The sequence below is a fragment of the Mesorhizobium sp. CCNWLY176 genome (assembly GCF_037153935.1).
Taxonomy (GTDB): domain Bacteria; phylum Pseudomonadota; class Alphaproteobacteria; order Rhizobiales; family Rhizobiaceae; genus Mesorhizobium_M; species Mesorhizobium_M zhangyense.
Genome location: NZ_JBBBDZ010000001.1, coordinates 176,827 through 199,182, shown reverse-complemented (window position 1 = coordinate 199,182; position 22,356 = coordinate 176,827). Strand labels below are relative to the sequence as shown.

Here is a 22,356-nt window from a genome sequence, read left to right as displayed (position 1 = left end):
TTTTGACCGCTGATCCCACACATATCCTGAAAGCCGTTTACGGCTACGACGCCTTTCGAGGACCTCAGGCGGAGATAGTCGACCATGTGATGGCCGGCAACAACGCCTTCGTCTTGATGCCGACCGGCGGCGGAAAATCGCTGTGCTACCAGATTCCGGCCATGGCGCGACCCGGCATGGGCCTCGTCGTCTCGCCGCTAATCGCTCTGATGGCCGATCAGGTGGCTGCCTTGCGCCAGGCTGGGGTCAAGGCAGCGGCACTCAACTCCGACCTGCCAGGCGACGAGCGAAGCGCGCTGTGGCGGGACGTGTCCTCCGGTGCGCTGGACATCCTTTACGTGGCCCCGGAAACACTCCTCCGGCGCGACATCCTCGAGCGTCTCGGCCAAGTGCCCCTGTCGCTGATCGCCATCGACGAAGCGCATTGCCTGTCGCAATGGGGACACGATTTCCGCCCCTCATACCGCCAGCTCGACACGCTGGCCGCGTTGTTCCCCGACACACCGCGAATGGCGCTGACGGCGACCGCTGACGCCCCGACGCGGGCCGAAATCCTGGCACATCTCAAGATCGCGGAAAGTGATGCGTTCATCGCAGGCTTCGACCGCCCTAACATCCGCTATGCCATCCAGGAGAAAGACAATCCGCGGGCGCAATTGAAGCGTTTCCTGAAAGAGCACGAGGGCGAAAGCGGCATCGTCTACTGTCTGTCGAAACGAAAGACGGAGGAGACTGCCGCCTGGCTTTGCACGCAAGGACATGATGCGCTGCCCTATCACGGCGGTATGGACAAGGCTGCGCGCGGGGCCAACCAGGCGCGTTTTCAACACGATGAAGCCGTCATCATGGTTGCCACCATTGCCTTCGGCATGGGCATCGACAAGCCGGATGTACGCTTCGTCGCCCATATCGATCTGCCGGGCAGCATCGAGGCTTATTATCAGGAGACCGGACGCGCCGGACGCGACGGCCTGCCTTCCGACGCCCTGATGCTGCATGGCTATGAAGACATTGCGCTGCGCAGCCGCTTCATCGAGGAATCAGACGCGCCCGAGCAGCGCAAGCGCACGGAACGGCAAAAGCTCGATGCACTCCTTGGGTTGGCCGAGACTGCAGGCTGTCGTCGCCAGGTGCTGCTTTCTTACTTTGGCGACGGTTGCGAGCCCTGCGGCAATTGCGATACCTGTGCCGAGCCGCCACGGCTGTTCGACGGAACGATCGCTGCGCAAAAAGCTCTGTCCTGCGTTCACCGGACCGGAGAGCGCTTTGGCCAGGCCTACATCGTCGATGTACTCTTGGGTGCAGAGGACAAGCGCATCGCCGATTTTGGTCACGACCGCATCTCCACCTACGGTATTGGCAAGGAGCATGACAAACGCACCTGGCGCGCGATCTTGCGTCAGTTGGTGGCCCTGCGGCTGATCGAGGCCGACCTGGCCGGCCATGGAGGGCTGGCGATCTCGGAGACGGGGCGCCAGTTCCTGCGCGAAAAGCCCACGCTTATGCTGCGCGTGCCGCCACCGCCACGCGCCGGGCGGGAAAAGGTTTCCCGCAACCAGACATCGATCGCCCTGCCCGACGCCGACCGCGCTCTGTTTCAGGCATTGCGGGAAAAGCGCATTGAAATCGCCCGGACGCAAAATCTGCCGCCCTACGTGATTTTCCATGACCGAACGCTGATCGAACTCGCCGCCGCCCGCCCCACTTCGCGCGCGGAGATGGCAGGAGTTCCAGGTGTTGGCGAGACCAAGCTGGATCGCTACGGCCCTGCGTTCCTGGCGGTGATTGCCGAACATGCGATTTGAAACGACCGTGCCTCAGTTGATGAAGTAACGCTGCCACTCGAAGTCGATGGTCGCCTGCTGTTGCGAGCAGTCATAAGAGGCGCATGATTGTGCCCTCGCAAGAATGGGGCGTATGGTGCCACTGGTGGGACGGTCGATGGCGACCGCTCCATTCGCCGGACTGGTTTATGGCAAAGCCACTCGCACAAGGGTTCTGACGAGAAGTCATGACACGCGCTCAGCAGCTTGGCGTCGTCATCGGATTGCTTATTGTCGCGGCGCTTACCGTTCTTCGGGCAAGTGACCCACCACAGTTGAAACTGGCTCGCGAGGCGACGTTCGATCAGTATCAGCACTGGGCGCCCCGGTCCTTCGAGCAGATGCCGGTCCGGGTCGTCGACATAGACGAAGCTTCGCTGCGACAGTTCGGGCAATGGCCCTGGCCCCGAAACCGCATGGCAGCACTCGTCGACAGGCTCTCGGAGATGGGCGCGTCGGCTATCGCATTCGATATTCTTTTTGCTGAGCCCGATCGCCTGTCGCCGCGCAATGTTGTGCGCGATATAGCAGGCGTCGACCCTGCTCTTCTGCGTCAACTGCCGGACAATGACGAGTTGTTTGCTCAATCCATTATCAGAAAGCCGGTCGTCCTGGGCTTTGGCCTATCCAACGAAGGAAATTACCGGCCCCAGGTGAAGGCCGGCTTTGCCTTCACCGGCGAAAATCTTATCGACGCGCCGCCTCATATGAAAGCGGCAACGCCTTTTCAGCCGCAGCTCGAGGCAAATGCAGCCGGCATCGGGCATATCAGCCTTAATCCCGGAAACTCGTCGTCGGTCGTGCGTACGGTTCCGCTGTTGTTGAGCGATGGCCAACAGCTCTATCCCAACCTCGCCCTTGAAGCGCTGCGCGTTGCGCAAGGCGCCTCCACCTATCTGCTGATCGGCGCTGCGGACGCACCAAACATCGTCACCTCGATCAAGGTCGGGGATTTCGTGGTCCCGACGACCGCGGCGGGCGAACTGTGGCTCTATGTCAGCCGAGACAATGCGAAAAGATATGTTTCCGCCAGGGACATTCTCGCAGCCAGTGGCGCCACCGCTGACGTGAGAGCCGCGATCGAAGGCAGCATCGTCTTCATCGGAACATCGGCTGCGGGGTTGCAGGACATTCGCACCACAGCCCTGGGAGAGAACGTTCCAGGTGTGTCCGTGCATGCGCAAACCGTCGAGCAGATATTGTCAGGCCAGTTTCTCTCTCGCCCTGATTGGGCGAACGGTCTCGAGATACTGTCCATCGCGGCTCTTGGCAGCCTTCTTGTGGCGCTGACCATCTTTGTCAGTCCGGCAATCGCTCTTGTGGCTGGTCTGCTGGCTACGGCCTGCGCCCTCGTTGCCTCCTGGCTTGCCTTTTCATTTGCCGGGCTTCTCTTCGACCCGCTGGCACCAGTCGCAGCGGGAACGATCACGCATTTTGCCACCACCTCCTTCCGTTTCCTCGTGACAGACCGGGAACGCCGTGAGATTCGCCGGGCATTTGGTCAATATCTTTCGCCATCGCTTCTGTATCGCGTCGAGCATACGCGGGGCGCCCTTCGCCTCGGCGGGGACGACCGTGAACTGACCGTGATGTTCGTCGACGTACGAAACTTCACCGAGATAAGCGAACGGCTGCCACCCACCGCCGTGGTTGGTTTCCTGAACACGCTTCTCGATGCGCTCAGCCGTCATGTCACCGAGAACGAAGGCACGCTGGACAAGTTCATCGGGGATTCCATCATGGCCTTCTGGAATGCCCCGCTGGACGTCAACGATCATTGCGGCAAGGCCGTTCGTGCTGCCCTGGCGATGCGTGAAACCCTGGCCGAGCTCAATGCCAGCGATGCTTTTGGCTTTGGGACGGAGCACAAGGTCGGCATCGGCATCGGCATCCACACGGGAATCGCCTGCGTCGGGAATATGGGCGCAGAGGCTCGGTTCAACTACTCGGCCGTCGGAGATGCCGTAAACGTCGCTTCGCGAATTGAGTCCGCCTGCAAAATGGTGAGCTTCGACATTCTCGTCTCCGAGACCACGGCACAGGCGCTTGCCGGCAGCGCCCTGCTCAACGCGGGAGCGCTGGCGCTGCGCGGCAAACGTGATCGCACCAATGTCTACGCGGTCGTCGGCGATGAGCAGGTTGCTGCCTCGCAGGAATTCGCAGATCTGCAGACGGTGCACGGGCGGCTTGTCCAGGCCCTGCGTTCACGGTCGGCGGGAACTCGCAGGATCGCCATCACCGCGAAAGTGAAGGCGACACGGCTGCCCGCCGGATTGCAGGATTTCTACGACCGGATATCCCGCAGGTCAGATCAATTTCTCATTGATCCTGCAGACAAGAACAAACTACGCCAAGTGACGGACTAATAACCGTCATTGCCGGCATTTCCGCCTCCCGGAGGGGACCCGTCGTGATGGCCGTTGCCCTTCCCATTGTTACCGTGATGTCCCCCATGGCCATGGTGCCCCTTATCAGGCTTGTCAGGCTTACCGGGCTTGTCCGGTTTGCCAGGCTTATCGGGCTTACCCGGCTTGTCAGGCTTACCAGGTTTGTCCGGTTTTCCCGGCTTATCGGGTTTGCCCGGTTTGTCAGGCTTCCCAGGCTTGTCAGGCTTCCCGGGCTTGTCGGGTTTGCCCGGCTTGTCAGGTTTTCCGGGTTTTTCAGGCGTATCCGGCTTGTTGGGCACGTCCGGGCGGTCGGGGTTGGGTGCGGCTGGTTGGCTGACACTTTTGTTTTGGTCCATCTCACGCAGAGATGCCATGGAAAGGCCACAGCCGGTGCTGGACTGAAATCCCCCCGAAAGCTGCTGGTTGCCAGACAGGAACGGCAGTGCCCGCATACTGCCCAGCGTGCCGAGCATTCCTCGATTGACCCGTTTGGGATCGGTTACGCCGCCCGACCGCGTCGCGATGACACAGTCGCATCGCCGTTTCAGTTGCCGACAGCCATTGCTGCCACAGAATTGGGCGGAGCCGCTTAGAAGAACCACCGCAGTGGTGCCGTTCGCTCCGACAAAAAAATCGAACACGGTTCCACGAACCCCGATCGTTCCGGCTGGCGTAACAATCTCATAGGCCGAGGACTTCGAATTTCCGCTGATCCAGCGGAATGTTCCCTTGACCGCCTTGATCGTGAGCTTCTTCACAGATTTGCTGTCATCAAAGACAAACTTGTCGATAACGACGGAAGAGCCCCATCCAACCGCAAGTTTAGTTCCATCCCTGAAGACGAATTGACCAAGCCCGGAGTTCGACGTTCGGATACGCTCATCCCGGTAAACCGGAGCTTTGACCGTTAGCGGACCATTCGCACCCGTTACATCGGTCTTGATCAAGACGGCCTCACCGACCTCCTCGGCGGCTGATGTAGGCATGGTACTGTAGAGTGCGATAGCTACTGCCGCTATTGCGGCGTTGGGCAAGGACGACATTCCACCCTCCTGCTTGCTTATATTAGCATGCGGTAAGGAAAGGAGTCTTACTGCTACGCACCAACCGTTTTAGGTAGGGAGCGCTACTCCTTTTGAATAGGCAAAGCTGAGACCGCTGTCGTTTGCGTCGACCATCCCGCTTTGCCCGAACGCCGATTGCCGGCAGCAACTGGACCGAGCGGAAAACCGCCAAAAGAGCGTTCTCGCAGTCATGCAATCGCAATCTTCCCTTTGTCGACCAACGCTGCGATTGTTTACCCGGTATTCAATGACAGCATTGACGATGGGGTCGGACGGTCGATCTGGCGAGATGATTCGTTACGAAACAGAGGATCCATGCTCGAAACATCACTCTACAGCCCGGTCAAAGGATTCCTCGAAGGCTTGGGATTTGTGGTCAAAGGCGAGATCGGCGGCTGCGACTTGCTGGCGCTGAGCGCTGACTCTCCACCGATCGTCGTTATCTGCGAGCTGAAGTTGCAGTTCAATCTCGAACTTGTGCTCCAGGGCGTCGACCGGATGGCAGCAAGCGACGAGGTCTGGCTTGCCGCGCGCATGTCGATCCGCGGCAAGGGCCGCGAAAGTGACGCGCGGTTCCGCAATCTGTGTCGCCGTCTCGGTTTTGGCCTCCTTGGCGTCTCTGCAAACGGCCAGGTGCAGGTGCTGCTCAGCCCGATAGCAGCTACGCCGCGCCGGGATCCAAAACGCCGTTCAAAACTGATCGACGAACATCGGCGCAGGCAAGGCGATCCGGTCGCCGGTGGTGGTTCGCGTGCCCCAATCATGACAGCCTATCGCCAGGAAGCATTGGCATGCGCCGCTGCCCTGGCCGGAGGTCAAAAACGGCCGCGTGATTTGAAACCCGGCATGCCAAACGCAGCCAAAATCCTGCTTCACAATGTGTATGGCTGGTTCCAACGCACAGAGCGCGGCGTCTACGATCTGACCGAGAGCGGCCGTCAGGCGCTTCTGCGCTGGCCTCAAGCGTCGAGCGGAGCGATGTGATCCAGTGGCAGGCTGCGCGCCCGCCAAGCTGGCGGGTTACATCTCCGTTTCAGGAGTAGCGTTCCTTGCGTCTTCAGAATATGGGCAAATCGGCGGCCGCGTCGATGTCGCCTCCCTCCAACATCGCAATGATCGCGAAATACCGGGCATTTGCCCGATTGCGCGTGGGAAGAGGACCGGATTATCGGGTTGTGGCGACGGCTTCCGCTTGCCCATCGCCCGACAGGATTTGCGCGGTCCCTCGCACAACAAGCAACCTTATTGTCCCTTGGTTTGCTTTTGGTCTGAACTCTTCGGCGAAGCCTCTCCATCCGTACCTTCAGATTCGGCTTCGAAAGCTGGAACGCCGCCATTGTTCTCGGTCCGGTCGCGATAGAGTGCTGCACGGGCCAGCAGCATGAGCGAGACGGGTGTCGTGACGATCACGAAGGCGGCAATCAGAATCTCGTGAAGGGCCGGGCGCGACTGAAGCACGGTGAAGCAGATCATCGAGGCGATGAGTATGCCGCCCGCTCCCCAGGTCGTACCCAATGTCGGCGCGTGCACCCGCTCATAGAAGCTGCCGAACCGCAGCAGCCCGATCGCTCCCAGCAAGGTCAGCCCGGAACCGAGGAGGAGAAAAAATGCCGTGAGCAGCGCGGCCCAGGCGGGCAGATCGGCGGCGTGGGTCATTCGATTACCTCTCCGCGCATGAGGAATTTCGCCAGCGCCACGGTAGACACAAAACCGAGAAGGGAAATGACCAGGGCGGCCTCGAAATAGATCGTGGTTCCCGTGCGGATGCCGAAGGTCAGCAGAAGCAGCATGGCGCAGACATAGAGTGCGTCGAAACCGAGCACGCGATCCTGGGCGCGTGGCCCCAGCACCATGCGCGCGACTGCGCAGGCCATTGCCGCCAGCAGAAACAGTTGCGCGATCGTGACCGACCATATGAGGATGGTAGCGCTCATTCGAAAATCTCCATCAGCGGTCTTTCATAGCGGCCCTTGATGAGGTCGATCCACTCCTGTTCATCGGCAAGGTCCAGCACATGGAGCAGCAATGCGCCGGTTCCGGAGCGGTACTCGACCCAAGCCGTGCCGGGTGTGCTGGTAATGATGCAGGCGAGCACTGCCAGTCCGGTCGGATCGCGCAACTCGAGCGGGATCGTGACGAAGCCGGAGGTTCGCTGCCCTCGCCTGCCACGCAGGACAATGCTGGCTACGGCGATGTTGGAGCGCAGGACATCCGCCATCACGGTGACGAACAGCCCTGGGATCAGACCCCACCGGCGCAGCCGGGGCTTTGCGGGCTCCAAGGCCGTCATGGCCCAGGATGCCGCGATGCCGATTATGGCGCCGAGCACGAGATGGCCGGCGGAAAGCCCGTTGAGCAGAATCCACATGACCAGCAGTGAAGTCGCGAGCAATGGATATGGGAACAAACGGCTCATTGGCTTTCCGCCGCTTTCGGACCCGGAACTTGCGCTGTGGACATCACGGCCCGCACATAGTTCATCGGCGTATGCAGGGATTGAGCGGTGGCGTCCATGTAGCGCATGACCAGGCCGCCTTGCACGGTCAGCACCAGGCACAGCACCAGGAGAAATCCGACCGGCATGATTTCGCTCACCCGGACGCGCGGCACGGTTCCTTCGATCGGGGCCCAGAAGGTACGGATACCGGCGCGGGTCATGGCAATCATGGCCGAAAGGCCGGAAAGAAGCAGCAGCGCGGCCAAAACCCACATGGCAGCGTTTTCATTCCCGCCGATCATGGCGGTCAGCAGCGCGAATTTGGCGATGAAACCAGAGAGCGGCGGCAGGCCGGCAAGCAGCAGGGCGCAACCTACGAAGCACAGGCCGAGAACGGCAAGCGTGCCGGGAATGGCCAGCCCGACCTCTTCCGGCGCCTCTTCCTCGTCCATGTCGTCACCGTAGGCTTCCATCGTGACCGCCAGAACGTTGGCCGCCGGATCCTGTGCCCGCTCGACCAGTTCGATCAGCAGGAAGAAGGCGCTGATCGCCAAGGTGGAACTCACCATGTAATAAAGCGCGCCGGAGGTGACCGAGACACTGGCCATGCCGATGGCGGCCAGCAGCGTGCCGGACGAGACCAAAACGTAGAAGCCGGCGAGCCGTCCCATTGCTTGCGACGCAAGCACGCCGATGGCCCCGAATGCGATCGTCGCCATGCCCCCGAACAGCAGCCATGAACTGCCGAAGCCGGCGGTTGCACCTGCATCGGCGCCGAAAAGCAGCAGCGAAAGCCGCAGGATAACGTAGACGCCGACCTTGCTGAGGATGGCGAAAATCGCGGCGACCGGCGCTGCGGCGGCCGTATAGGCGGTGGGCAGCCAGAACCCCAGGGGCCACATCCCGGCCTTGACCAGAAAAGCTATACCGAGAACCGCGGCACCTGCCTCCAGAAGCATCCGGTCTTCTGCCGGAACCGCAGGAATCCGAAGCGCGAGATCGGCCATATTGAGCGTGCCGGTGACGCCATAGATAAGGCTGACGCCGATAAGGAACAGCGACGAAGCGGCGAGGTTGATCGCTATATAATGCAGACCAGCCCTCACCCGAGGCTGGCCCGAGCCATAAAGGACCAGGCCGTACGAGGCTGCCAGCAGCACCTCGAAGAACACGAACAGGTTGAACAGGTCGCCGGTAAGGAAAGCGCCGTTCAGCCCCATCAGCAGCAACTGGAAAAGCGTATGAAAATGCGGCCCGCTCTTGTGCCAGCGCGCCAGCGAGAAGATCAGGGCCGCGAGCGCCAGCACGCTCGTCAGCACCAGCATAAGGGCCGAAAGGCGGTCAAGCACCAGCACGATGCCGAACGGTGCCGGCCAGTTGCCGAGCGGATAAACACCGGTCATTGCCGTTTCAGCGTTGGCGGAGCGCAGCAGCACGACCGTTATAACCAGAAGCGCCAGCACCGAGGTGAGACTGATCGCAGCCTTGAGCGTGTGACGGCGTTCGTCGAACATCAGGAGCAGCGCGCCGGCCACGAGCGGCAGGACGATCGGCGCGATCAGGAGATGGCTGGTCCAACCCATCAGTTGGGCTCCCTGCCGTCGACATGATCGCTGCCGGTCAAGCCGCGCGACACCAGAAGGACGACCAGAAACAGCGCCGTCGTCGCAAAGCCGATGACGATGGCGGTAAGCACGAGCGCTTGCGGCACGGGGTCGGCATAGTCGGCGGGATTGATGGCGGTGCCGGAGGAAAGCACCGGTGCTGCATTCATGCGCAGCCTGCCCATCGAGAAGATGAACAGGTTTACGCCATAGGCGATGAGCGACAGGCCGATGATGACCTGATAGGTGCGTGGCCGCAGTAGCAGCCAGACGCCGGAGCCGACCAGTACGCCGATGCCGAGGGCGAGCGTCAGTTCCATCATGCGGTCTCCTCCTCGGCCGCCGCGATCCGCGAGGCGCGAAGCCGGCGGACGGACTGGTGGGCAAACGCGATCAGCATCAGCACGGTCGCGCCGAGAACCAGCGAGAAGACGCCGAGATCGAAAAGGATCGCGCTTGCCACGGGGATGGAGCCTATCAGCGGCAATTCCACATATTGCGAATGGGATGTCAGGAACGGATAGCCGAACAGCCAGGAGCCCATGCCGACTAGGGCCGCAAGAAGCAGGCCAAAGCCGATCCAGTTGAGAGGCAAGACCCTCAGCCTGTCTTCCACCCACCGCGTGCCCGCGGCCAGATATTGCAGAATGAAGGCTGCAGCCATGGCCACGCCGGCGGCGAAGCCGCCTCCGGGCAGGTCATGCCCGCGGAAGAACAGATAGGCGGCCAGAACGATGATGACCGGGAACAGCCATTGCATGATAACCGACGGGATCAAGAGATAATCGCTCACCGTTTCGCCGGCAGTGCGGTCTGGTCTTGCCTCGTCGGTGGCGTTTTGTACGCGCTGCTGTTCCGGCGACTCGACGGAATCAGGCGCCGGCCTGAAGCGTCGGAACAGTGAGAACACGGTCAACGCCACGATGCCGAGCACCGTGATTTCGCCAAAAGTGTCGAACCCGCGGAAATCGACGAGGATGACGTTGACCACGTTGCGGCCTCCGCCTTCCGTATAAGCTTTCTCGAGGAAATAGTCGGCGATCGTCGGCGGGGCTGCGCGCGTCATTACGGCGTAGGCGATGAGCGTCATGCCGCCCCCTGCCGCCACAGCGATGGCAAGATCGCGGTATCGGCGCAGTCTCGCAGCCATTCTGATCGCATCGGTTTGAAATTCTTCGGATCGCTTGGGCAGCCAACGCAGGCCAAGCAGAATGAGCACGGTCGTCACGATCTCGACGAGCAGTTGCGTGACGGCAAGGTCGGGCGCAGAAAACCACACGAATGTGGTGCAGGTGACGAGCCCTGCCCCGCCCAGGAAGATAAGGGCGACGAGCCGGTGAAACTTGGCCTGATAGGCTGCCCCGACGGCACAGAAGATGCCGATTGCCCAAAGGCCTGCGAAGACCGCATCGTCGACCTTCCAGCTGAACGCGGCCAGCCCGAAACTCATGTGGTAGAGCGGCCATGCGGCGGCGATGAGCGCCACAGCGACGAGCAGGCGAAGCTGCGGCTGAAGGCGTCGCGTGCCCAGACGGCTCTCGAGAAAACGCGCGCCTCTCCACGACACCGCCACCAGCACGCGTTCGAAGATGCGCTGGCCCTTGAGGCGACGGAAATAGGGCGGCCCCTCTTCGCAATGCGCCAGATAATTCTTCAAAAGCAGATAAAGGAGCGCGCCGCCCAAAAGCGCCAGGAAACTCATCATCAAAGGCACGGTGATGCCATGCCAGATCGCGAGGCTGTATTCAGGCGTGGCGGCCCCGAGAACGGATGTGACCGCGGTATGCAGGAACGGTCCTATGGTCATGCCGGGGACGATGCCGACGACGAGGCATGTCAGCACCAGAAGCTGGATCGGGAACCGCATCAGAAACGGCGGCTCATGTGGTTCGTGCGGCAGGTCGTCCGGCAACTTGCCGAAGAATACGCCGTGGATGAATCGTATCGAATAGGTCACCGCAAATGCGCTCGCGAGCACGGCGACATAAGGTGCGACCGTATCGAGAATGGAGTCGGCGTGGGTTTCGATCGCCTCGGCGAAGAACATCTCCTTCGACAGAAAACCGTTGAGCAACGGCACGCCCGCCATCGCCGCGCTCGCCACCATGGCCAATGTGGCGGTGAATGGCATGAAGCGGAACAGCCCGCCCAGGCGCTGCATGTCCCGCGTGCCGGTCTCATGGTCGATGATGCCGGCTGCCATGAACAGCGATGCCTTGAAGGTGGCATGATTTATCATGTGGAAGATGGCGGCGATCAGGCCCAGGGGGCTGCCGAGGCTGAGCAGCAGCGTGATCAGGCCGAGATGGCTGATGGTCGAATAGGCAAGCAGGCCCTTTATGTCGCGCTGGAAAATCGCGAAATAGGCTCCAAGCAACAGCGACGCCATCCCGGCAAAGCCGACGATCCAGAACCATTCATAGGTGCCCGCCAGCACCGGCCAGAAGCGTGCCATCAGAAACACACCGGCCTTCACCATGGTCGCCGAATGCAGATAGGCGGAAACCGGCGTCGGCGCGGCCATGGCGTTGGGCAGCCAGAAATGGAACGGAAACTGCGCGCTCTTGGTCAGGGCGCCGAGCAGGAAGAGTATGAGGGCGGGCAGATAAAGATCGCTTGAACGGATCAGATCGCCCGAAGCCAGAACAACGTCGAGATCATAGCTGCCGACAATGTGGCCGATCAGCAGAACGCCGGCCAGCAGGCAGAGCCCGCCGATGCCGGTGACGGTCAACGCCATGCGCGCGCCATCGCGGGCGGTGGCATTGTGGTACCAATAGCCGATCAGCAGGAAGGAGAAGATGCTGGTCAGTTCCCAGAAAACGACGAGCAGGATCAGGTTCCCCGACAGCACGATGCCGAGCATCGCCCCCATGAACGCCAGGAAGAAGGCGTAGAACCGAGGGATCGGGTCTTCCGGCGACATGTAGTAGCGGGCGTAGAGCACGACCAGAAAGCCGATGCCACTGACGAGCATGGCGAAGAGCCAGGCAAAGCCATCCATGCGCAGCGTGAAGTTCAGGCCAAGCGTGGGAAGCCACTCGATATGCGCGCGAATGGGTCCTTCCGCGACGATTGCCGGGTAGCACATGGACGCCAGGACAAGCCCGCAGACAGTCACCGCTCCGGCAAGCCATGCTTCGGCGTTTCGGGCATTGGAAGGAAAAAACGCAGCCATCGCGCTGCCGATGAACGGCAGGAAGATCATCAAGATGAGCGATGTCTCTTTCGCCATGCACCTGTCTTCTCTCGTGGAGGAATCAGCAAATCATTTGCCCTATGTCGCCCATTATGGTTGACTTGCACGGCAAACGGCAAGTTTTTATCCCATGCCCCTACTTCCATCGCAATGCCGCGCCGCGCGCGGCCTTCTAAACTGGTCTCAGGAGCAGCTTGCAATGCTGGCCGGGGTATCTCGCAGCACAATCAAGGACTTCGAATGTCACCGCCACACCCTTCATCGCAGTTCGGAAGACCTGCTGGTGAGCGCATTCGAGACGGGTGGCGTCCAGTTTCTGTTCGAGGAGGACGCAGGGCCGGGCGTCCGGCTGAAGTCACGCCGGCAGGAAGGGCGCTAGTTCAGATATTCGCTGTCCCGTCTTAGGCAGCCACCAAAGGCCGCTACGGCGTGCCCTGCTCCGCCGCAGCCAGCCCCCGTTCCTCTTTCACGAATGGCCGGAACGTCATGGCGATCAGCATCGCGGCGATGCCCATCCCCCACGAGCCGATATAGAGCCATGCGTAGCTGTCAAAACGGTCATAGATCAGGCCGCCCAGCAGCGGGCCGGTCGACATGCCGAGGCTGCCGGCCATCGCAGTGCCGCCGATGATGGTGCCCATCATCCTGAGCGGAAAGTTCTCGCGCACGATCACCGCATAAAGCGGCATCACGCCGGCATAGATGAAGCCGACCATCACCGCCACGGCGTAGAATTCGCCGAGCTGGCTGGCGAGAAGACGTAGGCAAGCACGCCGAAGGCCTGCGCCAGCAGTCCCAGCACCAGCACGCGCTGCGCGCCGAACCGATCGCCCATGATGCCGAAGCCGATTCGCCCGAACATGCCGGCCAGCCCCTCGACACTGTAGATCGAGACAGCGGCGATCATTGGAATGCCGCATGTCACCGCATAGCTCACAGTGTGGAAGATCGGGCCGGAATGGGTGGCGCAGCAGAAGAAATTGGCCAGCATCAGCACGATGAACTGCGGCGAGCGCACTGCCTGCTTCACTGTCATGTCCGATTGCGGTTCGTCGGCCATGGCCGCCTCATTGCCCTGCTCCAGTGCGGGCGGGCGGCGCAGCAGTAGCGATGCCGGGATCATCGTCACGGCGGCAATGCCGGCAATTATCAGCATCGAGGTTCGCCAGTCGTAAGCTGTCACCAGCCAGGCTGCCAGCGGCGCCATGGTCATCGGCGCCATGCCCATGCCGGCCGAGACCAGCGAAACGGCGAGGCTGCGCTGCGTGTCGAACCAGCCGGTGACGCAGGCCATCATGGGCGCAACCATCGCAGCGGTCGCAGCGCCTACGAAAACACCGAAGACCAGTTGGAACTGGACCAGCGATCCGGCCTGGCTCGCCAGCGCGAGGCTTGCGGCAAGCGCGACCGATCCCGCCAGCACCACGGGGCGCGGGCCAAACCTGTCGGACAGGCTGCCCCACACCATGCTGGCCAGCGCCATGGCCAGAAAACCGAACGTCATGGCGGTGGAAATGCCGGTCACCGACCAGCCGGTCTCTTTTGCCATAGGCTGCAGGAAAACCGGCAGCGAAAACATCGCGCCGATAGCGACACACCCCAACAGGCCGCCAGCGGCAACGATGACCCAACGATAGGAACCGGTCATGTCAGTCTCTCGCTCTTGCACCGCTCCTGCCGGCCCTTCCGGTCACATTATCGCGGCTATGCTGCAAGGACGTATGGAGGCCGCCAATTTCGACATCGCAATTGCATTTTAATTCTGGTTGCAAAATATCATCAGATACAGACGCATCGCGCGCAATCACCGCGCAATGCCGTGGAACAGCGGGGGAAAGACCGAGACGATGCTGTCGTTCCAGGCATCCTTGCCGAAGCACTAAGACAGCCATGGCGGCCCCTTTCGCCATCGCTCACCTCAGCGCTTCTGGCGATCGTGGTGGAGCGAGCGACCGGGCTGCGCTTCGCCTGCTTGATGGCTAGACGTATACGGCAGCCGGTGCCCGGCATGGTGCCTACATAACCGTGGATACCGGCGGAACGGTACACGGCGCGGGAGGAGCCTGCCTGACGCCTGACTGCGCGGGATTTGGTTGCCAAGGCCTGGCTGGAGATGTCAGCTCCAGGCGTGCAGCGGCGGGTTTTCGCCGTTGAGGAAATACTTGCCGAGAATCGATATTTCCAGCGCACCGGGTCGTGAAGCGTGTGCGTGCGGGCATTTCGCCAGAGACGATCGAGACCGTGCTCGGCAAGCGTAGAACGCGTGCCTGCCAGCTCGAACAGCTTGTTGGTCGCCTCGATCGCGATTTCGGTCGACAGGATCTTTGCCTCGGCAGTTACGATCTGCGCTTCGGCAACGGCTTCGGCTGTCGGACTTGCGACAGCGCGGTCGATGGCCAGGCCGGCCTTTTCAAGCAGGGCCTGGGCCGCGTGCAACCTCAGCGTCAGGCTGCCGATGGCCTGGATCGTGTAGGGATCGTCCCAGGCATTGTCGACACCGCTGTCGACCCAGGCACGGCTCTTCGTCCGTACGAACCGGACCGTCTCGTCGATTGCGGCCTGAGCAATGCCTGTATCGACCGCCACCTGGATGATCTGGAAGATCGCGCCGTCGGCAGTCGGCTTGTCGTAACCCTTGTAGCCCGGCACAAGATGGGTCTTCGGCACCTTGACGCTGTCGATGATGACCGTGCCCGACAGCGTCGTGCGCTGGCCGAAGCTCGACCAATCGTCGATCACGGTGAGGCCCGGCGCCGCGCGGTCGGCAATGGCATACCAAGCGCGGCCCTCGTCATCGAGCGCCACGATCGGAACCAGATGTGCAAGCAATGCGCCGGTCGAATAGAATTTCTGGCCGTTGACGATCACATCGTCGCCGGCGTCGACGAAACGTGTCTCGAAGTCGGCTGCACGCTTGGAGCCGAACTCGGAAAAAGCATTGCCGAAGCGCGTGCCCTTCAGAACTTCCGCGAAAAGCAGCTTCTGCTGTTCGATATCGGAGACGGTGCGGATGGCCGCAACCACGCCCAGGTGGTTCTGCGCCACCTGCCCGATCGACGAGTCGGCTGCCGAGATGATCTCGATCACCTTTGCCAAAGTGGCATAGGACAGTTCCGGGCCGCCAAAGGCTCTCGGCACGTTGATGGACCAGAGGCCGCTCTGCGAAAATGCGTCGAGTTCGGCCTGCGGCCAGATGCGCTCACGGTCGCGTTTGGCGGCATCCACGGCGAAGTCCGATGCGAGTTTCCGCGCAATCGACAGCGCCTCGGCGTCGTCCTTGATGATATGGGCAGGCACGGCCGGTCTCGCGACGGCCGGAACGGCTGCGGAGGCCTTGTCGGTCTTGACGGTTGAAAGTGTCATGGCTGGTTTCCTTGTCTGGGGTGTTTTGATCAGGCGACGGCAGGAATGGGAGTGGCCTCTTCCGCCGGCTGAGGCTTCTGGCCGAGGTAGAAGGCGCGCACGTCCTCGCGCTGCCTGAGCTCAGTCGCCGAGCCGGCAAGAACGGTGACGCCGTTTTCTAGAACCGTGGCCTCGTCGGCATATTTGAGCGCGACTGCCGAGTTCTGTTCGGCCACCAGGATGGTCAGGCCGGCATCGCGGTTGAGTCTGCGCAGCGTCAGGAAAATATCCTGGACCACGAGCGGGGCGAGCCCCATCGAAGGCTCGTCGAGCACGAGCAGGCGCGGACGCGACATCAGCGCACGGCCAATCGCTGTCATCTGTTGCTCACCACCTGACGTTAGGCCGGAAAGCGTGCGCCGCTTCTCTTTCAAGCGTGGAAAATAACCATAGACCTGTTCGAGGTCCGCCTTGATCTCGCCGCCGCTTGCGCTGCGCCCGATACCGCCGGACACGAGATTTTCCTCGACCGTGAGGCTGCGGAAGCAGTGGCGGCCTTCCAGCACCTGGACCAGCCCGGCACGGACGAGATCGCCCGGCCGCCGGCGTGCGACGTCGACACCCTCAAACCGAATCGTGCCCGCGCTGACCTGCCCGCGTTCGGCCGGCAGAAGGTTGGAGACGGCCTTCAGCGTCGTCGTCTTGCCCGCACCGTTTGCCCCAAGCAAGGCAAGTATCTGCCCGCGGCGCAGCTTAAAGCTCACCCCGTGAAGAGCGGTGATGGCGTGGTTATAGGTGGCGTGAACATTGTCCACCGAGAGAAGAATGTCGTCATTGGCCATGGAGATTCTTCCGTTCGCCTGGGGCGATGAGGAAGATGGGCGCCGGAAAAACCCCGGCGTCCATCCTGTCGATCAGTTGGTGGAGACGGCGTCCGCATCTTCGGCGGTACGCAGCTTGATGCCCTTTTCGGCCGCATAGGCTTCCGAAGACTTCTCGATGATCGGCCGCAGCAGCGCCCAGTCGGGGGCGATCCAGTCGGAGACGACGTTCCATTTCGCGCCGTCCCACTGCTGGAAGGTCACGTAGCCCTCGCCCTCATGGTTGTCCCAGCTCACATTGATCGAGTGGAACAGACCCTTGGCGCCGAGCGCCTCGACTTTGGCCGGGTCGAGCTTGAGATGTTCGAAGCCCCAGCGGACTTCGTCGCCGGTCAGCGTGCGCTTGCCGAACTTCTCCTGGGCGATGCGGATCGCCTCGACATTCAGGATGCCGTTGACGATGCCGAGATTGTGGTAGACCGAGCCGATGCGCTTCTTGTCTTCCAGATTGCCCTTGCCGGCGTCGTAGACCGTCTTGACGATCTCCTTGACCACCGGATACTCGGCACCCGAAGCCTGCGTGGTGATGGCGGTGTAGCCCTTGGCAGCGTCGCCGGCGGGGATCACATCCTCTTCCGAGTTCGACCAGACATTGCCGACGATGTGGTCAACCGGGAAGCCGACCTTGGCCGCCGTCTTGAGCGCCACCGGGTTCATCACGCCCCAGCCGCGCAAGACGACGAAATCGGGCTTGGCGCGGCGGATGGTCAGCCACTGCGACTGCTGCTCGTTGCCCGGATGCGGAACCTCGATCTGCTGCAGCTCGAAGCCATATTTTTGGGCAAGCAGTTCGTAGATCGGGATGGTTTCCTTGCCATAGGACGAGCCGTGGTAGAGCACCACGATCTTCTTGCCCTTGAGGCCTTCGAGCCCGCCTTCCTTCGAGGCGATGTAGTTCACGATGCCCGAGGTTTCGCTGTAGGGATTGAGCAGCAGCGGAAAGACATAGGGAAACACACGGCCATCAGTGGAATCGGTGCGGCCGTGGTTGATGGTGATCAGCGGCACCTTGTCCTGCGTGATGCGGTCGATCATGGCGTAGGCGATGCCGACTGACAGCGGGTTCCAGGCAGCGACGCCCGGGTTGCTTTTCAGCCGCTCGTAAACCTCGACCCCCTTCTCGACCTCATACTGCGTCTCGCCTTCCGACCAAGTCAGCTTGACGCCGTTGACGCCGCCGTCGCGCGTGTTGATCAGGTTGAGATAGTCGATGAAGCCGCCGAAGAAGCCGGTTCCACCGGCGGCATAAGGTCCGACGCGATAGCTTTGCAGCGGAAAATACTGCTCGTCGGCATAGGCGGCGGGCAATGCCACCGACAGGGAGAGTGCCGCCGACAGCGCCACCGCCTTGAACTTGCTTATGATGGTCATGGATACACTCCTTGATTGGATCGTCCCGGTTTCGGTCCGATGTTCATTTTCAGGTACAAATTCCGTTCGGAGCGCTTGCTCCGTCTATCTCCGGGTCAGCCGAAGCGCCGACCCGAGGCGTCTTCGTATCCGGTCCCAGAGCGACACGAGGCCATCCGGTTCGAGGATCAGAAACAGGATGATGAGCGCGCCCAGCACGATGCGCTGGCTCATGTCGAGCACGCCTGAATCGAAGATGTCGCCGAGCAGGAAACTCCCGAGCCGGGCGAGGACCAGAGGGAAGACCACGATCAGAGCCGCGCCGAAGAAGGCTCCCCGGATCGAGGCCAACCCGCCGATGATGATGATGAAGAGGATCTGGAACGAGCGGTCGAGGTTGAAGCCGGCGGGCTCCACGGTGCGCAGATAGGCGAAGGCCCAGAGCACGCCGGCGACCCCGATGATGAAGGACGAGATGGCGAAGGCGAGAAGTTTTGTCCGCAGCACCGGCACGCCGATGATGCGTGCCGCCGTCTCATTGTCCCGGACAGCAATGAAGTTGCGCCCCGTCTGGGAAATCACCAGCCTGTAGGCGAGGAAGGTGATGACGGTCACGATCGTTAGCGAGAAAAGATAACGCCCGGCAGCGCCGCTGAAGACGATCCCGCCGATCGACAGTGTCGGCGCGTCGATCACGCCCGACGAGGAGTTGTTGGAAAACCAGCTGAACTTGGTCAGCGCCCATTGCACGAAAAACTGCGCCGCAAGCGTCGAAACCGCCAGGTAGAAGCCTCGCAGACGCAAGCTCGGCAGGCCAAAGACAATACCGATCCCCGCTGCCACAAGGCCAGAGAGAATGATGCTGCCGACGAGCGGCAGGCCCTCGACCCTGAGGTTGAAATTGTAGGCGGCGAATGCCCCGGCGGCCATGAAGGCCGCACTGCCGAGCGACAGCTGGCCGGCATAACCGGTGAGGATGTTGAGCCCGAGCCCGGCAAGGCTCAGCGCCAGGAAGGGCAGCAGTATGGCTTCGAAGAGGTAGCTCGTGCCCACGAAGGGCACGACGCCATAGGCGATTATGAGAACGAGAACCGGAGCCGCCCATTTCGGAAGGGTCAGCGCGACGGTGAATTCGGTTGCAAGTGCCGACATGGCTCAGACCCTCTCCACGAGCTTCTGGCCGAACAGGCCGGCGGGCCGGATAAGCAGGAAGGCGAGCGCTACGACATAGGCAAACCAGGTTTCGATGCCGCCGCCGAAATACCCGCCAATATAGACCTCTGCGAGCTTCTCGCTGGCGCCGATCAGCAGGCCGCCGACAATGGCACCGAGGATCGAATCGAAGCCGCCCAGCACGAGCACAGGCAACGCCTTGAGGACGACGAGGGAGAGCGAAAACTGGACGCCGAGCCGCGCGCCCCAAAGCAATCCGGCGACAAGCGCCACGAGGCCGGCGGCGGCCCAGACCGTCGTCCAGATCAACGGCAGGCGCAGGCCGACGGCGAGCGCCGCGAACTGGTCGTCGGCCACCGCGCGGAAACTGAGGCCTATGCGGGTGTAGCGGAAGAACAGCGAAAGCAAGAGCACCATGCCGGCGGCGACCGCGGCGGCGAAGATGTCGAACTGGCTGATGAAGACGCCGCCTATTTCCAGCGGGAGGTCTTCGATGCCGAGGTCGAGCCCATGAACCTGCGTGCCCCAGATCAGCTGGGCAGCGCCCTCGAGAATATAGGAGAGGCCGAGCGTCGCCATGAAAAGCGTGATCGGTGGCTTGTTGGTCAAGGGCCTCAGCACCGTGCGCTCGATGGCGATGCCGATCGCCACCATCGCCGCGAAGGTGATAGCGAACGCCAGGGCGAAAGGCACGCCGCGCTCGACGAGGCTGACGAAGGTCAGCGCCGCGAAAAGCAGCATGGCTCCCTGCGCGAAATTGAGCACGCCCGAAGTCTTGTAGATCAGCACGAAACCGATCGCGACGAGCGAATACATGACGCCGGACAGGAGCCCGCCGACCAGCACCTCTATGAAGAAGAGGTAATCGAAATCTGCCATCATATGCCGCCACCGTCCTCGTTTTCGGAGACGACGCCGAGATAGGCGTCGATGACACGCTGGTCGCTGCGGATTTCGGCAGGCGTGGCGTCGGCGATCTTGAGCCCGTAGTCGAGGACGGCAATTCGATCCGAGAGTTCCATGACGACGCCAACATCGTGCTCGATGAGCACCACCGTCATGCCGAAGCGGTCGCGCGCAGCGCGGATGAAAGACGCCATCTCGGATTTTTCGGTCGCCGTCATGCCGGCCATCGGCTCGTCGAGCAGAAGGAGACGCGGCTCGGCGACCAGCGCGCGCGCCAGCTCGACGCGCTTCTGCAAGCCATATGGCAGCGTGCCGGCAAGGCGGTCGCGAACGCCGCCGAGATGCAGGAAATCAAGAATTTGGATAGCGCGGTCATACGAGTCACGCCGCTCGCGGCGCGAGAGCGGCGTACCGACAATCTGGCCGGCGAAGCTCGACCGGACCGTGTGGGCGCGGCCGGCAACGACATTGTCGAGTACGCTGAGACCCTTGAACAAGGCAAGATTCTGGAATGTCCGGGCAACACCGAGATGGGCGAGCTTTTGCGTGGGCACCTGGGCGTAGCGCACACCATTCAGCACGACATGCCCGCGTTCCGGACGGTAGACGCCGCTGATGACGTTGATCAGCGAGCTCTTGCCCGCCCCGTTCGGGCCGATGATCGCGCGGATTTCGCCGGCCTTGATGGAGAGGTCCACACCGGCAAGCGCCACGACGCCGCCGAAGGACAGGTTGATGTCTTCGAGTGCCAGACCCGTCGACAGATCGCTTTCGTCGCGGACAGGCGCAGACGCTGCGTCGTCCCGCCGCTCCGCGCTGGAAAGGCCTTCGAGAATTTCCGGCGCATAGGCCGAGGTCTGTGAAACCTCGAATGCGTAGTTTGCCATCGACATTCCAAGCGTCCTTGATCGCGCGGAAACCGCACGTTGCCATTCGCCGTCCGCTTGTGCGGACACGATGCGTCTTTCGGTCGAAATGCGGAGCCGCCCTCGTCCCCAAGGGCGGCAGTCAGGCCTATTCGGCGGCGAGGACCTTTGCCTCTTCGAGCTCGCGGACGAGCGGGATCACGCGCCTGCCGAAATATTCCACCTCTTCCTGGAAGTGCAGGAAGCCGAGCAGGATCAGGTCTGCGCCGGCGTGCTTGAGGGCGACGATGCGTTCAGCGACCTGGAGGGGCGTGCCGATCAGGTTGGAACGGAAGCCGTCATTATACTGAACGAGATCGTCGAAGGACGATTTGGCCCAGTTGCCCTCGCCCTCGGGCGAGGCCTTGCCGGCGTTCTTGACCTCATGGCCGAAGGCGTTCACCGCCTCAGGATTGGCCTTTGAGATGATTTCGGCCAACACCGATCTGGCTTCTTCCTCGGTCTCGCGGACGATGGCGAAAGCGTTGACGCCGACCCGCACGGAATGCCCGTTCGCCCGCGCCTTTTCCTGAATGTCGTCCACCTGCCTGGCGATTTCGGCAGGCGTATTTCCGTTGGTGAAATACCAGTCCGAGACGCGGGAGGCCATGTCGCGTGCGGCACGCGAGGAGCCGCCCTGGAAAATCTCGGGCAGCGGCGTGGCGGGTTTCGGCTTCAGGGAATAGTCGTTGAAGCGGTAGAAATCGCCGCGGAAAGTGAAGCTCGCCTCCGTCCAGATGCCGCGCAGCGCCCGGATGAACTCTTCCGAGCGGCGGTAGCGCTCGTCATGGTCGAGCCAGTGTTCGCCGATGGCATGGAACTCGCCGCGGAACCATCCCGAGACGATGTTCACCGCCACGCGGCCGTTCGTCAGGTAGCTGATCGTCGCGATCTGCTTGGCGGCAAGTGCGGGATTCCATGGCCCGGGAAGGAGTGCGGCGATCACCTTGAGCGTGGTCGTCGCGGCCAACAGGTCGTGGCTGAACGACACGGATTCATGCTGTTCGTCGGCGCCGTAGCCGGCGGTGAAGCGGATCTGGCTGAGCGCGTAATCGAACCCGGCCTTCTCGGCGATCTGCGCCAGTTTTCGGTTGTATTCCGCCGAATGGTTCGTGCGCTGCTCGATGTCGGAAATGACCAGGCCACCCGAAACATTCGGCACCCAATAGGCGAATTTTACTGCGTCGCGTTCGGTATAAGACATTACGAACTCCTGAGTGACCCGCCCGTTGCACGATCCGACGAAAGCCGGGTTTCGAATATTTATTATGTTTGTAGATTTTAT

At 61.7% G+C, this 22,356-nt stretch carries 16 protein-coding genes and 3 pseudogenes; 4 read left to right on the top strand and 15 right to left on the bottom strand.

What is annotated here, in order from left to right; genetic code table 11:
- Window positions 1-2 precede the first annotated feature (2 nt).
- Both recQ and WBQ96_RS00915 read left to right on the top strand, forming a co-directional pair.
- Window positions 3-1,805, top strand: a complete 1,803-nt coding sequence (gene recQ / locus WBQ96_RS00920) for a DNA helicase RecQ (RefSeq protein WP_336547056.1) — start codon at window positions 3-5, stop codon at window positions 1,803-1,805.
- Window positions 1,806-2,011: 206 nt separating this feature from the next.
- The gene (locus WBQ96_RS00915; protein WP_336547058.1) at window positions 2,012-4,189 is read left to right on the top strand and encodes a CHASE2 domain-containing protein; all 2,178 of its coding nucleotides are present in this window, start codon (window positions 2,012-2,014) and stop codon (window positions 4,187-4,189) included.
- On the opposite strand, the gene WBQ96_RS00910 is transcribed toward WBQ96_RS00915, so the two are convergent.
- Complete coding sequence (locus WBQ96_RS00910) at window positions 4,186-5,253, bottom strand: FecR family protein (protein WP_336547060.1); 1,068 nt, start codon at window positions 5,251-5,253, stop codon at window positions 4,186-4,188. The two genes, WBQ96_RS00915 and WBQ96_RS00910, sit on opposite strands and share 4 nt — an antisense overlap.
- Before the next feature lie 336 nt (window positions 5,254-5,589).
- Between WBQ96_RS00910 and WBQ96_RS00905 the strand changes: the two genes are divergently transcribed.
- The gene (locus tag WBQ96_RS00905; protein ID WP_165117843.1) at window positions 5,590-6,258 is read left to right on the top strand and encodes a DUF2161 domain-containing phosphodiesterase; all 669 of its coding nucleotides are present in this window, start codon (window positions 5,590-5,592) and stop codon (window positions 6,256-6,258) included.
- 258 nt (window positions 6,259-6,516) lie between these two features.
- Here the strand turns inward: WBQ96_RS00905 and mnhG are convergent, their stop codons facing one another.
- Genes mnhG through WBQ96_RS00875 form a run of 6 tightly spaced genes read right to left on the bottom strand, consistent with a single transcriptional unit; the run spans window position 6,517 to window position 12,550 of the window.
- Window positions 6,517-6,930 (bottom strand): monovalent cation/H(+) antiporter subunit G, encoded by a 414-nt coding sequence (mnhG, locus tag WBQ96_RS00900; RefSeq protein WP_336547062.1) that lies wholly within the window; start codon window positions 6,928-6,930, stop codon window positions 6,517-6,519.
- Window positions 6,927-7,208, bottom strand: coding sequence for a K+/H+ antiporter subunit F (locus tag WBQ96_RS00895; protein WP_336547064.1), 282 nt, complete (start codon window positions 7,206-7,208; stop codon window positions 6,927-6,929). Before WBQ96_RS00895 ends, mnhG begins: the two co-directional genes overlap by 4 nt.
- A complete protein-coding gene (locus tag WBQ96_RS00890; RefSeq protein ID WP_336547066.1) occupies window positions 7,205-7,690 on the bottom strand; it encodes a Na+/H+ antiporter subunit E in 486 nt (161 codons plus the stop codon). The genes WBQ96_RS00895 and WBQ96_RS00890 overlap by 4 nt, the downstream gene beginning before the upstream one ends.
- Window positions 7,687-9,294, bottom strand: coding sequence for a monovalent cation/H+ antiporter subunit D (locus tag WBQ96_RS00885; RefSeq protein ID WP_336547069.1), 1,608 nt, complete (start codon window positions 9,292-9,294; stop codon window positions 7,687-7,689). Before WBQ96_RS00885 ends, WBQ96_RS00890 begins: the two co-directional genes overlap by 4 nt.
- Entirely contained in the window at window positions 9,294-9,635 is a 342-nt protein-coding gene (locus WBQ96_RS00880; RefSeq protein WP_336547259.1) for a Na+/H+ antiporter subunit C, read from the bottom strand. Before WBQ96_RS00880 ends, WBQ96_RS00885 begins: the two co-directional genes overlap by 1 nt.
- Window positions 9,635-12,550, bottom strand: coding sequence for a monovalent cation/H+ antiporter subunit A (locus WBQ96_RS00875; protein ID WP_336547070.1), 2,916 nt, complete (start codon window positions 12,548-12,550; stop codon window positions 9,635-9,637). Before WBQ96_RS00875 ends, WBQ96_RS00880 begins: the two co-directional genes overlap by 1 nt.
- Window positions 12,551-12,644: 94 nt before the next feature.
- Between WBQ96_RS00875 and WBQ96_RS00870 the strand changes: the two are divergent.
- Window positions 12,645-12,743 (top strand): annotated as a pseudogene (locus WBQ96_RS00870) (helix-turn-helix domain-containing protein); the annotation flags it as partial.
- A 193-nt stretch (window positions 12,744-12,936) separates the two neighbouring features.
- Here WBQ96_RS00870 and WBQ96_RS00865 read toward each other — a convergent pair.
- From WBQ96_RS00865 to sfnG, 8 genes and pseudogenes are all read right to left on the bottom strand, one after another.
- Window positions 12,937-14,162: pseudogene (locus tag WBQ96_RS00865) on the bottom strand (MFS transporter).
- A gap of 468 nt (window positions 14,163-14,630) precedes the next feature.
- Window positions 14,631-15,877: pseudogene (locus tag WBQ96_RS00860) on the bottom strand (SfnB family sulfur acquisition oxidoreductase).
- A gap of 29 nt (window positions 15,878-15,906) precedes the next feature.
- A complete protein-coding gene (locus tag WBQ96_RS00855; RefSeq protein WP_336547074.1) occupies window positions 15,907-16,698 on the bottom strand; it encodes an ABC transporter ATP-binding protein in 792 nt (263 codons plus the stop codon).
- 72 nt (window positions 16,699-16,770) lie between these two features.
- On the bottom strand, window positions 16,771-18,108 hold the full coding sequence (locus WBQ96_RS00850) for an ABC transporter substrate-binding protein (RefSeq protein WP_336547076.1): 1,338 nt from the start codon (window positions 18,106-18,108) through the stop codon (window positions 16,771-16,773).
- 84 nt (window positions 18,109-18,192) lie between these two features.
- Window positions 18,193-19,239 carry a branched-chain amino acid ABC transporter permease gene (locus WBQ96_RS00845; RefSeq protein WP_336547078.1) on the bottom strand — a complete coding sequence of 349 codons (1,047 nt, stop codon included), beginning with the start codon at window positions 19,237-19,239 and terminating at the stop codon, window positions 18,193-18,195.
- Between the two features lie 3 nt (window positions 19,240-19,242).
- Window positions 19,243-20,139: a branched-chain amino acid ABC transporter permease gene (locus tag WBQ96_RS00840; protein WP_165117847.1), complete on the bottom strand. Its 897-nt coding sequence runs from the start codon at window positions 20,137-20,139 to the stop codon at window positions 19,243-19,245.
- Window positions 20,139-21,059, bottom strand: a complete 921-nt coding sequence (locus tag WBQ96_RS00835; protein ID WP_165117519.1) for an ABC transporter ATP-binding protein — start codon at window positions 21,057-21,059, stop codon at window positions 20,139-20,141. The genes WBQ96_RS00840 and WBQ96_RS00835 overlap by 1 nt, the downstream gene beginning before the upstream one ends.
- 121 nt (window positions 21,060-21,180) lie before the next feature.
- On the bottom strand, window positions 21,181-22,275 hold the full coding sequence (sfnG, locus tag WBQ96_RS00830; protein WP_165117522.1) for a dimethylsulfone monooxygenase SfnG: 1,095 nt from the start codon (window positions 22,273-22,275) through the stop codon (window positions 21,181-21,183).
- Window positions 22,276-22,356: the final 81 nt, after the last annotated feature.